Annotated in this window: 8 protein-coding genes, 1 tRNA gene and 1 pseudogene; 4 read left to right on the top strand and 6 right to left on the bottom strand. The window is 68.1% G+C overall.

The window, feature by feature from the left end:
• Positions 1-27 precede the first annotated feature (27 nt).
• Positions 28-1,092 (bottom strand): DNA-protecting protein DprA, encoded by a 1,065-nt coding sequence (locus IPN02_09080; GenBank protein ID MBK9296974.1) that lies wholly within the window; start codon positions 1,090-1,092, stop codon positions 28-30.
• Positions 1,093-1,199: 107 nt separating this feature from the next.
• On the opposite strand from IPN02_09080, the pseudogene IPN02_09075 reads away from it, so the two are divergent.
• From IPN02_09075 to IPN02_09060, 4 genes and pseudogenes are all read left to right on the top strand, one after another.
• Positions 1,200-3,462: pseudogene (locus tag IPN02_09075) on the top strand (NADP-dependent isocitrate dehydrogenase).
• A gap of 42 nt (positions 3,463-3,504) precedes the next feature.
• Complete coding sequence (locus IPN02_09070; GenBank protein ID MBK9296973.1) at positions 3,505-4,785, top strand: FAD-binding oxidoreductase; 1,281 nt, start codon at positions 3,505-3,507, stop codon at positions 4,783-4,785.
• Positions 4,786-4,841: 56 nt separating this feature from the next.
• A complete protein-coding gene (locus IPN02_09065; protein ID MBK9296972.1) occupies positions 4,842-5,633 on the top strand; it encodes a class II aldolase/adducin family protein in 792 nt (263 codons plus the stop codon).
• A gap of 125 nt (positions 5,634-5,758) precedes the next feature.
• Positions 5,759-7,060, top strand: a complete 1,302-nt coding sequence (locus IPN02_09060) for a DUF222 domain-containing protein (protein MBK9296971.1) — start codon at positions 5,759-5,761, stop codon at positions 7,058-7,060.
• A 32-nt stretch (positions 7,061-7,092) separates the two neighbouring features.
• Here the strand turns inward: IPN02_09060 and IPN02_09055 are convergent, their stop codons facing one another.
• The 5 genes from IPN02_09055 to gyrA form a co-directional block, all read right to left on the bottom strand.
• Positions 7,093-8,061, bottom strand: coding sequence for a hypothetical protein (locus IPN02_09055; GenBank protein ID MBK9296970.1), 969 nt, complete (start codon positions 8,059-8,061; stop codon positions 7,093-7,095).
• A 210-nt stretch (positions 8,062-8,271) separates the two neighbouring features.
• Positions 8,272-8,345, bottom strand: a tRNA-Ile gene (locus tag IPN02_09050).
• A 77-nt stretch (positions 8,346-8,422) separates the two neighbouring features.
• A complete protein-coding gene (locus IPN02_09045) occupies positions 8,423-9,403 on the bottom strand; it encodes a DUF3566 domain-containing protein (GenBank protein ID MBK9296969.1) in 981 nt (326 codons plus the stop codon).
• A 10-nt stretch (positions 9,404-9,413) separates the two neighbouring features.
• Positions 9,414-9,785 carry a hypothetical protein gene (locus tag IPN02_09040; protein MBK9296968.1) on the bottom strand — a complete coding sequence of 124 codons (372 nt, stop codon included), beginning with the start codon at positions 9,783-9,785 and terminating at the stop codon, positions 9,414-9,416.
• Between the two features lie 54 nt (positions 9,786-9,839).
• Positions 9,840-12,383, bottom strand: a complete 2,544-nt coding sequence (gene gyrA / locus IPN02_09035; protein MBK9296967.1) for a DNA gyrase subunit A — start codon at positions 12,381-12,383, stop codon at positions 9,840-9,842.
• Positions 12,384-12,394: the final 11 nt, after the last annotated feature.

Below are 12,394 nucleotides of genomic sequence, written 5' to 3'. Positions count from 1 at the left end.
GCTGCTGTGCGTCGGTCATGGGCGGCGCTAGATCAGCACGTCGTCAGACTCCATGACCTCAGCCTCAATGTCGGCCACGATCTGGTCGATGTCGTCGATGGCTAGCACTCCTGGAAGGTCGGCCATCTCCCGAGCCCAGGCTTGAGCTGAGACAAGTCGCCGCAAAAGGTACAGACGTTTGCCGTGCCGTAGCGCGTGGTCAGCCTGCTGCCTGGCACCGGAGGTTGGGCCGGCCTCGACGACGACTGTGCCAAGTGACAACCCGGAGGTCACGATATTCCTCACGGGGAAGCTCCATCGCGTCGGCCCCATGTCCGGCCAGAACTGCGAAACGACCGCTCCCGAGCGCTCGATAGACCGTGCCAGGCCTCGGTTCGAAGCCGGATAGACGCGATCTAGCCCTGACCCCAGCACAGCGACAGTGCGACCTCCAGCAGCAAGAGAGCCCCGGTGCGCAGCCGTGTCGATCCCAATCGCCATTCCCGAGACGACTGTGATGCTCAGATGAGCCATCTTGGCGGCGATGTCCCTCGCCGCAGCCAGCCCTTCCTCCGACGGCTTTCGGGTTCCGACCACCGCTACCGCTCGCTCATCAGCTCGTTCCATCGAGCCTCGAACGAAGAGGAACGGCGGATGGTCGTGAACCATTCGCAGGTTGGTCGGGTACTCATCGTCGAGCACCGAGACCAGCCGCACATCCGACTCTTCGAGCACCCGGCCCCAGTGCTCGACACGCTGTCGATCGATCTTCTGAATCTCGACCGCTACGTCTGCCAGGCCTTCGAAGTCATTGAGATCGAGGCCTGCATCGAGAGCTTCCAAGGCAGCAGCCAGTCGAAACGAGCTTGGACCGTTGAGTGATGGGCAGACTCGCTCGGCCAGGGCAAGAACGACTGCCGGGTGTGAGATGAGGTCGCTCGAATCCATGGTTCCCTCCTTGAGTCGACCGTACCGGCGTCGCAGCCTTGACCGGCATTGTGGCCTGCCGCGCATCAAGTTAGCGCCCGCTGGCGTGCCCCTATGCGGGTCGCACTGATCGAACAGTAGTTCGCTGTCGGGTTTTTGACAATCACTTTGGTGGAACTCGCTCACGGTTGCGCCACATCCGTCGCGCCACATCGGCATCTCAGCATCTCGACGGCGACGGCTCGGCACTACCCTCAGGAAACGCCTCTACTCCAACGCAGAACAGGATGCCCATGAGCGACTCCGCCAAGCCCGACGCCTCGACGATCATCTACACCCTCACCGACGAGGCCCCGGCGCTGGCCACCCGCTCGCTGCTGCCGGTGATCGCCGCATTCGCCGGTGCGTCCGGCGTGGACGTCGAAACCCGTGACATCTCCTTGGCCAACCGCATCCTGGCGGCCTTCAGCGACCTGCTGCCCGCCGACCAGCAGCGCCATGACGATCTGGCCGAGCTGGGCGAGCTGGCCACCCGGCCCGAGGCCAACATCATCAAGCTGCCCAACATCTCGGCGTCGCTACCGCAGCTGAAGGCGGCGATCGCCGAGCTCCAGGCCGACGGTTACGGCCTACCCGACTACCCCGACGACGCCCCCGACGGGGAGGCCTCGGGCGACGACGCCGACGTGCTGGCCCGCTACGCCTCGGTGATGGGGTCGGCGGTCAACCCGGTGCTGCGCGAGGGCAACAGCGACCGGCGCGCCCCCGCAGCGGTGAAGAACTACGCCCGCAACCACCCCCACTCGATGGGCGCATGGTCGGCCGACTCCCGCACCCGGGTGATCACGATGGACTCGGGCGACTTCCGCTCCACCGAGCTGTCGGTCACCGTGCCCGACGCCGACGAGCTGACGATCCGCTTCACCCCCACCGACGGCGACGCCTGCGAGCTGCGCTCCCCGGTAAAGGTCGCTGCCGGCACGATCGTCGACGGGTCGGTGATGAGCGCCGCCGCGCTCGACGCCTTCCTCGCCGAAGCGATTCGCCAGGCCAAGGCCGACGGCGTGCTGTTGTCGGTCCACCTCAAGGCCACGATGATGAAGGTGTCCGACCCGATCATCTTCGGGCACGCCGTGCGGGCCTTCTTCCCCGACCTGTTCGATGCCTACGGCGAGGTGCTCGCCGAGGCCGGCTTCAACCCCAACAACGGGCTGGCCACCCTCGACGAAGCGCTCGCCGAGGTACCCGCCGACACCCGTACGTCGGTCGAGGCCGCCCTGGCCGCCGGCTACGCAGCCGGACCCGAGCTGGCAATGGTCAACAGCGACAACGGCATCACCAACCTGCACGTGCCCTCCGACGTGATCATCGACGCCTCGATGCCCGCCATGCTGCGCACCTCCGGGCAGATGTGGGGCCCCGACGGCAACCCGGCCGACACCCTGGCCGTCATCCCCGACCACAGCTACGCCGGCGTCTACGCCGAGGTGATCGAGTTCTCCAAGGCCCACGGTGCGTTCGACCCGACCACGATGGGCTCGGTGCCCAACGTCGGCCTGATGGCCCAAAAGGCCGAGGAGTACGGCAGCCACGACAAGACCTTCGAGCTGGACGCCGACGGCGTCGTCGAGGTGCTCACCCGCTCCGGCGACGTGTTGTTCGCCCACCAGGTGGGCGCCGGCGACATCTGGCGGATGTGTCTGGCCGCCGACGCACCGGTGCGCGACTGGATCGGCCTGGCTGTCCGCCGCGCCCGCGCCACCGGCGCCCCGGCCGTGTTCTGGCTGGACGAGACCCGGGCCCACGACGCCCAGCTGATCGCCAAGGTCAACACCTACCTCGCCGACGAGAACACCGACGGGCTCGACATTCGCATCATGGCGCCCGAGGACGCCACCCGCTTCTCGCTCGAGCGCATCATCGACGGAAAGGACACCATCTCGGTCACCGGCAACGTGCTGCGCGACTACCTCACCGACCTGTTCCCCATCCTCGAGGTGGGCACCTCGGCCAAGATGCTGTCAATCGTGCCGCTGATGGCCGGCGGCGGCCTGTTTGAGACCGGCGCCGGCGGTTCGGCCCCCAAGCACGTGCAGCAGTTCGTCGCCGAGAACCACCTGCGCTGGGACAGCCTGGGCGAGTTCCTCGCCCTCGGCGCCTCGCTGGAGCACCTGGCCGACACGGCCGACAACGCCCGGGCCCGCCTGCTGAGCACCACCCTGGACACGGCCACCGCCCGGGTGCTCGAGGAGGGTCGCTCGCCCTCTCGCAAGGTGAACGAGCTCGACAACCGCGGCAGCCACTTCTACCTGGCCCTCTACTGGGCCGAAGCGTTGGCCGCCCAGGACACCGACGCCGAACTGGCCGCCATCTTCGCCCCGCTCGCCCAGCAGTTGGGCGACGACGAGTCGACGATCGTCGAGGAGCTCAACGCAGTGCAGGGCAACCCGGTCGACCTTGGCGGTTACTACTGGCCCAAAGCCGGACGCGGCCACCGCGGCCATGCGGCCCAGCGCTACGTTAAACAGCATCCTCGAAGGCTTCGGCGGCGCATAGGCCGGGGGCCTCGGGGGCGACACCACCTCGGGGGGACCGGCAATGGCGTCACACAACGACAGTCACATCAGCGACGGTCACGTCAGCGACAGCGACGTCGCGGACATAGCGATCATCGGCGGTGGCATCGCCGGGGTATCGGCGGCCTACTGGCTGGCGCACCACCCCAGCGCTCCGTCGGTCACCGTGCTGGAGGCCGAGGACACCCTCGCCCACCACACCACCGGTCGGTCCGCCGCCCAGCTCATTCCCAACCTTGGCGCCATACCGCTACGTCCGCTGACGTTGGCCTCGGTGCCGTTCTTCCACGCCCCGCCCGAGGGCTTTGCCGAATTTCCGCTCGTCACCCCTCGGGCCGTCGTTACCGTGGCTCCGCCCGGCGACGAAGCCGCCTTCGAAGCACAGCTCGCTGCTGCCCAAGCGGTCGACCCGAACACGCGCGAGATCGACGTCGACGAGGCATGCGCGCTGTTCCCCGGGCTGCGACCCGAGGCGTGCGGACGGGCGATGCTGGAGCCCTCCGGCGACGACATCGACGTGGCGGCCCTGCACCAGGCGTTCACCGTCGGAGCCCGGCGCGCCGGGGCGACGATCGAACGCTCCTGGCGCCTCGAGACGGCCGAACGATCTGTTCTCGAGGGTGATGCGTCCTCGAACGGGACGTTCGAGCGACAGGCCGGTGGGGGCTCGGCCGACCGCTGGTTGCTGGGCTCCGACGACGGGCGGACGATCACCGCACGCATCGTGGTCAACGCAGCGGGGGCCTGGGGCGACGTCGTGGCCGGCATCTGCGGGGTGGCCGGCGTCGGCCTGGAACCGCGTCGCCGCACGGCATTCATGACGCCCAGCACCTTCGACGGCTCGTCGGAGTGGCCGATGGTGGTCGACGTGGCCCACCGCTGGTACGCCAAGCCCGACGGCACCCAATTTCTGTGCTCGCCCGCGGATGAAACCCTGTCGCCGCCCTGCGATTCCAAGCCGGAGGAGCTCGACGTCGCCCTCGCCATCGACCTGATCAACCAGGCGACCACCCTGGGCATTCGCACGGTCAGCTCCGCCTGGGCCGGCCTGCGGACCTTTGCTCCGGACGAGTCGATGGTGATCGGCCCCGACCCCGAGGTGCCCAGCTTCGTGTGGTGCGTCGGCCAGGGCGGAACCGGCATCCAAACCGCGCCGGCCGCAGGACGTCTGCTGGCCGACCTGACGCTCGACGGGGCTCCATCGCCGTTCTTCGACCCCCGACCCGAGACGAACCTCGCCGTCATCGACCTGGCCGCGCTCACCCCGGAGCGGCTGGTCCGCAGGCCGGTCGTGACCGCCTGAAGCCCAACCTGGCATACGAAGCCACCCCTCCACATGCGGATGCCAGACTGGTGCGCATGGCCGACAGCACGCAGGACAGCCCCACCACGCGCACCCCGCACAACCCGTTCGTCGAACGATCCCCCGAGGATGAGCAACTGCACCGCAAGCAGCGCCTGGCCATGGCGTTCCGCATCTTCGGTCGCCTGGGCTTCGACGAGGGCGTCGCCGGGCACATCACCGCCCGCGACCCGCTGCGCGAGGACTGCTTTTGGGTCAACCCCTTCGGCATGTCGTTCAAGCAGATCCGGGTGGCCGACCTGATCCTGGTCGACCACGACGGCCAGGTCGTCGAGGGCCACTGGCCGGTCAACCAGGCCGCCTTCGCCATCCACTCCCAGGTGCACGCCGCCCGTCCCGACGTGATCGCCGCCGCCCACTCCCACTCGGTGCACGGCAAGGCGTTCTCCAGCCTGCACCAGCCACTGCGGCCCCTCACCCAGGATGCCTGCATCTTCTTCGAGGACCACGTGTTCGACCCCGACTACGGCGGGGTGGCCAACGACATCGAGGAGGGAAAGCGCATCGCCACCGCCCTCGGCGGCAACAAGGCGGCGATCCTGGCCAACCACGGCCCGCTCACCGTCGGCGAATCTGTCGACGAGGCCACGTTCTGGTTCGTCACCCTGGAACGCACCTGCCAGGCCGAACTCCTGGCGATGGCCGCCGGCGAGCCTGTCCCGATCCCCGACGAGGTCGCACGCGGCGTCAAGGATCAGGTCGGCTCGTCGCTGGCCGGCTGGTTCTCCGCCCAACCGTTGTTCGACTGGATCGCCGCCGAGCAGCCCGACTGCCTCGACGGATCCTGACCGGGCCGACGCGAGTTAATCCAGCTTGTACGCGGTCAGGTTGGCCTCCCGCCGGGAGGACGGTTCCGCTTGATCGGGGAGAACAACCCGTTGTCTTGTAAATCGAACAGGTGTACGATAGACATATGTTCTCCGACGGGAGCGATCTCAACGAACCGAGCCAGCGGTCCGGCGTTGAAGCAAACCACTTCCTCCGTTCGCACGACCTGGCGACCGAGGGCTCACCCGAGCTGGCCGAGCTGATCGACCTCGAGGCGCAGCGCAGGCGGATCGACCACCGCCAGGCGGTGCTGCTCGCCGAGGTGGCCGCGTCGGGTGTCTGCGACATCGCACACGGCCACACCACCCCGATGTGGCTGGCCGATCGCACCCAGCACAGCCCCCAGGTTTGCCGAAGCCAGGTGAACATCGCAGCCCGGCTGCAGCGGCGCTACCCCAAACTCGCTGAGGCTCTCGAGGCCGGTCGGGTCGGCTGGCAACACGTCAAGGTGGTCGACTCTGCCGGAAACGACCGCAACTGGCAGGCCCTGGCCGACCTGCTGCCGGCCTTGATCGACCTGGCCCAAGTGGCCGGGTTCGAGCGCTGGGCCCGAGAAGTGCGCGGTATCGCTCAGCGTCTCGACCAGGACGGCGGCTACGACCCCGCCACCGATCCGGCCAACAACCACCTTCACCTGGTGCCCACCACCGACGGCATCACCTATGTCTCCGGCCAGCTGGTCGGCGAGTTGGCGTTGACGATCCGCAAGCTGATCGACGGCGAAACCGATCGCGTGCTGAAGCGCTACCGCGCCGACGCCGAAGCCACCGGCGGCGACACACCGGTCCCCAGCCGAGGACAAGCATGCGCCGAAGCGCTCGGCGAACTCCTCGACCGAGGCTCCGGGGTACCCGACGGCAAAGGCAAGCTCCCCGAACCCGAAATCGTTGTGATCCTCAACGACACTGGCGACACCGAGGACGGCGGCGAACTCACCGACGACGACGGCAACCACCTCTCACCCCACATCCTCCGGTTCATCATCGCCGCCGGGCTCATCCGGCCGATGGAGGTCTCCGGCGCAGGTGACCCGCTGCGTATGGGCCGCACACTCCGCTACGCCAACCGCCACCAGCGCCGGGCCCTCCTCGCCCGCGACGGCGGCTGTATCTTCCCCGGCTGCGACCGACCCCCCAGCTGGTGCGACGCCCACCACGTCGATGAATGGGACGACAACGGCCCAACCGACATCAACAACCTCGGGCTTTTGTGCCGGCACCACCACCGGGTCACCCACCGACCCGGCTGGACAATGACCCGAACGGAACAGCCGAGAGACCCCGACGCCGCCAACCCGGATGAAGTGAGATTTCGATGGCGAACTCCCACCGGGAACCTCGTCGACTCCCAACGACACCACCAGCGCAGCCACCCGACTGCGGCGTGAACCCGCGACCGCCCGGTCAGTGACTCGGTGAGTTACGCGGAATCGGGCTCGCCGAAGCGAGCGATGCTGACGCCTCGGCGAGCAAGGGAATCGAGCATCGTTCGGGGTGGCGCAAGCTGGCCGGCGGTGACTGCGCCGTTCGGGGGCTGCTCCAGCTGCTCGCCGCAGGTGGCGATCAGCGCGGCGACCGCCCCCTCGAGCCGGTCGACCACGCCCAGCACCACCGCAGTGGTCGTCGACCCCTGACGGCCCCTCGCTTCCACGATCGCTGCACCCATTCCCGATGGCTTCTGCGCACTGGGCAGCGGCGGCAGTCCGACCGCCACGGACATGCGCTCCCGTCGGGTCATCGAAATGCGAGCGGTGAGCCGCTCCAACTGCGGATGGGCTGCGTGCAGGGTCTGCACCTCGGCCAGATCCGCCCGATAGGTGTCGCGCCCACCGACCGGCTCCGGGAAGAACCACAGCTCCCGACCCGAACCCGCTGACCGCTCCACCCAGGCGCCGTCGCGCCACACGCGACCGGCGCGTCGAAGCGCCTGCGAACGGGCCTCGGCGCAGGCCGGTCCCCCAACCCCATGCCGGGCCACGTGCAGTTCGGTGGCCTCCTCCAACAGCGTGGCGGCATGGGCGGCCATCACGTCGGTCAGCCCGGGCGACAGCGCCGCACCAACCACAACCGGGGTGCTGGAAAGCTCACCATCGAGTAGCTCTGCGATGAGCTCGGGGTCATCACAGCACGACACCGCCGGAACATCGGCCTCGGCGGTACGGCGCAACGCCGTCCGTTGGGCCGATGCCTCCACGGTGATCGCCGCCCAGTCGGCATGCACCGGCTGCCCCGGCCGCACGATCTCCACCCGTTCGAGGCCACCCACCTGAGCGGCGGCCACCTCGTGACGCCGGCTGCGAACCCGCACCAACTCCACCGAGGGCGTGGACAACAATTCGGTGAGCAGTCGACGCCCCACTGCGCCCAGGCCGACGACCTCGACGATCATCGCTTGGCTCGTCTCATCAACCCATCCCGCATCTCAGCGGTACTCGGGCCCCGCCAGCTCACGCCAGCCACCCTCCTGGGGCGGAAGACCGCCGATGCCCCGAAGCCGCAGCACGAGGGTGACCATCCCAGCGATGACCATGGCGATGACCCCTCGTCTCAGTGCGCTGATGATCGCTTCCTGTTCACGAGCCGTCGGATTGGCATGTCGTGGGGCTAGCTGGATTCGAACCAGCGACCTCACCCTTATCAGGGGTGCGCTCTAACCAACTGAGCTATAGCCCCGAGTCACTCGGTCAGACGAAGTTAGTCGCTTCGCCCATGTTCGAGCGAACGCCCAACCCGGATGTGGCCGGGAGCGCCTACAGCGGCTCGGCCGTCTCCTCTTCGATCACCGACACCCACACGCCGCCGATCAGATCGGAGATCAGGTTGAACAGGATGGAGCCGATCACCGCAGCACCGGTGAGGGCGAGCGTGATGATCAGGCCGATCAGCGAGTACACCCGAAACAGCAGATCGGCATCGATCGACACGTCGGTCAGGCTGAAGGACTGGGCGATGAACTTCTCGAAGTTGTCGATCGTGCCCGACGATCGGGCGACCGACCACATCGTCACACCGGCGACCAGGAAGATGAACCACATACAGACGTTGAGGACAAGCGTCAGCTTGAAGACCGACCACGGATCGACGTGGCGCACCAAGCGCCGGACCCTGCGGGCACGAAACCGTTCGCGATGGCCGAAACGGCCTCGCGACTCGACGACCATTGAGTCGTCGGCGTCCGCATCAGCATTGGCATCGTCCGTGCTGGTCGTCTTCAGCGTCGCCGTGCGCGCAACGACCGCAACCGGTGCGGCCACCGTCTTGGGAGCATCCTCGGCCGGTGCCGGGCTGGGCTGTGCCGGCTTGACCACCGGGGCTGCCTTGGCCTCCGGGGACTTGGCAGGCGGCGTGGGCTTGACGTCTGGGGTCTTGGCAGGCGGAATTGCCTTGGCGTCGGGGGCCTTGGCCTCTGCGGGTGCAACAGCCTGGGGCTTGGCAGGTGGAGTGGGCTTCACGTCCGGCGCTGGCGGTGCCACAACCGTCGACGAGTTCACGTCGGCGTCGGTGCTGGCCGGCGGCTTGGCCGGTGCCGATTTGGGCGAGGCGGTGCGTTTGGTGACCTTCGGGGTGCTCTGCGGCGGGTCGTCGCGTTGCCAGCGAGCTTCTTTGGGCGTCGAATCGGTACCGGGCTCGGGTGCGGGGACAACCGCCGTGCGAGGGCCTGGTTTGGCGGGGGCACCGCCGCTTGGGGCCGCGGCGTCAGTGCTGGACCCCTCGTCGGACGATGGTGACATTTGCGAGAGTCTAGGGCGAAGTGGAGCCGGAGGCGTGAACGGGCTCGGGCTCGGCGGCGGCCGTCGCTTCGATGGGACCCTTCGCCACTCGGACCCGCCACCGTCGGCCGCCCGACACCGTCGGTTGCGAGTTGGCCGACGTCAACGAACAGCCGTTGCGGGCGCTGATGACCTCGGCCATCGCCCCGGCCGAGGGGGACCCCGACTCGTCGACGCCCACCGCCGCCAGCGCCGCCAGGTCGGCGACCGCCTGCGCCTGCGCCGCCCGCACCGACCCCTGGGCAACCAGCACCAGACCGCTCAACATGACGAGCGCACAGCCGACGACCGCCACCGCCCACCACACGACCGAACCTCGGTCCGACCCTGGTCGCCTGAACATGGCCCCATCGTGCCCGCCACCGTCGGCGGGCACCACGGGGATCGCTCCCCGGGGCTACTCCGCCGAGTTCTCGTCCGGTTCATCGGCGGGATCGTCACCGTTCTCGGTGTTGACCACCGGCGCCACCGCAGCGACCTTGGTGTCATCATCCAAGCGCATGACCGTGACGCCCATCGCGTCCCGGCCGTACTCGCTGATCGCCGCCACCGGCGTGCGAATGATCACGCCGGCATCGGTGATCAGGAAGATCTCGGCGTCGTCGTCGACCAGGTTGGCCGCCACCACCCGGCCGCGGTCGCCGCGGATGCGGTGGGCGCGGATGCCCTGCCCGCCCCGGCCCTGACGGGTGAACTCGTCGGGGTCGGTTCGTTTGCCGTAGCCGGCGTCGGTCACGGTGAGCAGACGGGTGTCGGGCGTGAGCACCGCCGCGCCGATCACCGTGTCGCCACGCTTCAGGCGCATGCCGCGGACGCCGGCTGCGCTGCGGCCCATCGGCCGAACGTCGGACTCGGCGAAGCGGATGCCCATGCCCGACGAGGAGATCAACATCACCTCGTCGTCGTCGTTGACCGGCAACACCTCGACCAGCTCGTCGCCGTCGCGCAGGTTGACGGCGATCAGCCCGTCCTGGCGCGACGAGTCATAGGCGTTGAAGCGTGTCTTCTTCACCACGCCGAGCGCGGTGGTGAACATCAGGTAGCGGTGCGACTCGTAGTCGCGGGTGTCGATGACCGCCTGCACCCGCTCGTCGGAGGCGAGGCGCAACAGGTTGACGATCGCCGTGCCCTGGGCGCCGCGCTCCACCATCGGGATGCGGTGCACCTTCAGGCGGTACACCTTGCCCCGGTTAGTGAAAAACAACAGGTAGGCGTGGGCGGACGTCTTGATCAACGTGGTGATCATGTCCTCGTCGCGCAGCTTGGCCCCCGCCACGCCGCGTCCGCCGCGGCCCTGGGAACGGAACGCGTCCAGCGACGTGGTCTTGATATAGCCCCGGCTGGTCATGACGACCACCACATCCTCGTCGTCGATCAGGTCCTCGACGTCGAGGTCGCCCGGGTCGTGCACCATCGGGCTTCGCCGGTCAACGGCGAAGCGTTGGCGAATGTCGGCGAGTTCCTCGCGAATCACGGCGTCGAGCCGGCTTTGGTCGGCCAGGATGGCCTCGAGCTCGGCGATGATGCGTCGCAGCTCGGCCAGTTCCTCGTTGAGCTCGGCCCGGCCCAAGCGGGTCAGGCGTCCCAGGGGCAAATCGAGGATGTGGTTGGCCTGGATCTCGGAGAACTCGAAGCCCTCACCCATCAAGGCGGCGCGTGCGCCCGAGCGGTCGGCTGACGCCCGGATCGCTGCGATGATCTGATCGATCAGGTCGAGGGCGCGAACCAGCCCCTCGACGATGTGGGCCCGGCGCTGGGCCCGACCGAGGCGAAACTCGGTGCGACGGCGGACGACCTCGCGTTGGTGATCGAGATAGTGCACCAGGGCATCGCGCAGGTTGAGCGTGCGGGGCACGCCGTCGACCAGCGCCACCATGTTGGCGGCAAAGGTGGTCTGCAGTGGGGTGTACTTGTACAGGTTGTTGAGCACCACCATCGGCGAGGCGTCCCGCTTGAGCTCGAACACCAGCTTGATCTGACCTTTGGCCGAGCTGTTGGTGATCGCCCGGATGCCCTCGAGCTCCCGGTTGTTCACCAGCTCGGCGGCCCGCTCCTCGATCACCTCGGGTGCGGTCTGATAGGGCACCTCGGACACGATGATGCTGTTGCGGCCGTTGGCGTCCTCAACGATCTCGGCCTTGCCCCGCAGCTTGATCGAGCCCCGCCCGGTTCGGTAGGCCGAGTTGAGCCCGGCCCGACCCAGGATCTCGCCTCCGGTGGGAAAATCGGGGCCCAAGACCAGCTCCATCAGCTCGTCGATGGTGGCGTCGGGGTTGTCGATCAGCAAGTCGACGGCGTCGATCACCTCGCCCAGGTTGTGGGGCGGGATGTTGGTGGCCATGCCCACGGCGATGCCCTGAGAGCCGTTGACCAACAGGTTGGGAAACCGCGACGGCAACACGGTGGGCTCTTCGGTCGAGCCGTCGTAGTTGGGGATCCGATCGACCGTGTCCTCGTCGATCTCGGCCAGCATGGACATGGCGAGCGGATCGAGGCGGCACTCGGTGTAGCGGTAGGCGGCGGGACCGTCGGAGAGCGAACCGAAGTTGCCGTGCTTGTCGATCAGCACGTGCGACAGGGAGAAGTCCTGGCCCATGCGCACCAGCGCGTCGTACACCGAGCTGTCGCCATGGGGGTGGTACTTGCCGATGACGTCGCCGACGACGGTGGCGCACTTGCGGTGCTGACGGTCGGGGCGCAGCCCGGCCTCGTGCATGGCCCACAGGATGCGGCGGTGCACCGGCTTGAGGCCGTCACGCACGTCGGGCAGCGCCCGGCTGACGATGACCGACATGGCGTAGTCGAGGAACGACTGCTCCATCTCGGCCTGGATCTCGATGGGCTCGATGCCCTCGCCGCTGAAGTCGATCAGCTCGACCGGCACGATCGGGTCGTCTGCTTCTGGGTCGTCTGCTTCTGGGATAGGCGGCTCGTCAGACATGGAAACTCCGG

Origin of the sequence: Candidatus Microthrix subdominans (assembly GCA_016719385.1) — a bacterium.
In the GTDB taxonomy this organism is placed as follows: domain Bacteria; phylum Actinomycetota; class Acidimicrobiia; order Acidimicrobiales; family Microtrichaceae; genus Microthrix; species Microthrix subdominans.
The sequence above is the reverse complement of the archived record's forward strand: the minus strand, read 5'-3'. Positions and strand labels throughout refer to the sequence as shown.

Excerpts from the sequence above, each read along its gene's own strand:
- IPN02_09070 (MBK9296973.1), top strand. The coding sequence starts at position 3,505 with ATGGCGTCACACAACGACAGTCACATCAGCGACGGTCACGTCAGCGAC.
- IPN02_09065 (MBK9296972.1), top strand. The coding sequence starts at position 4,842 with ATGGCCGACAGCACGCAGGACAGCCCCACCACGCGCACCCCGCACAAC.
- IPN02_09060 (MBK9296971.1), top strand. The coding sequence starts at position 5,759 with ATGTTCTCCGACGGGAGCGATCTCAACGAACCGAGCCAGCGGTCCGGC.
- IPN02_09055 (MBK9296970.1), bottom strand. The coding sequence starts at position 8,061 with ATGATCGTCGAGGTCGTCGGCCTGGGCGCAGTGGGGCGTCGACTGCTC.
- IPN02_09045 (MBK9296969.1), bottom strand. The coding sequence starts at position 9,403 with ATGTCACCATCGTCCGACGAGGGGTCCAGCACTGACGCCGCGGCCCCA.
- IPN02_09040 (MBK9296968.1), bottom strand. The coding sequence starts at position 9,785 with ATGTTCAGGCGACCAGGGTCGGACCGAGGTTCGGTCGTGTGGTGGGCG.
- gyrA (MBK9296967.1), bottom strand. The coding sequence starts at position 12,383 with ATGTCTGACGAGCCGCCTATCCCAGAAGCAGACGACCCAGAAGCAGAC.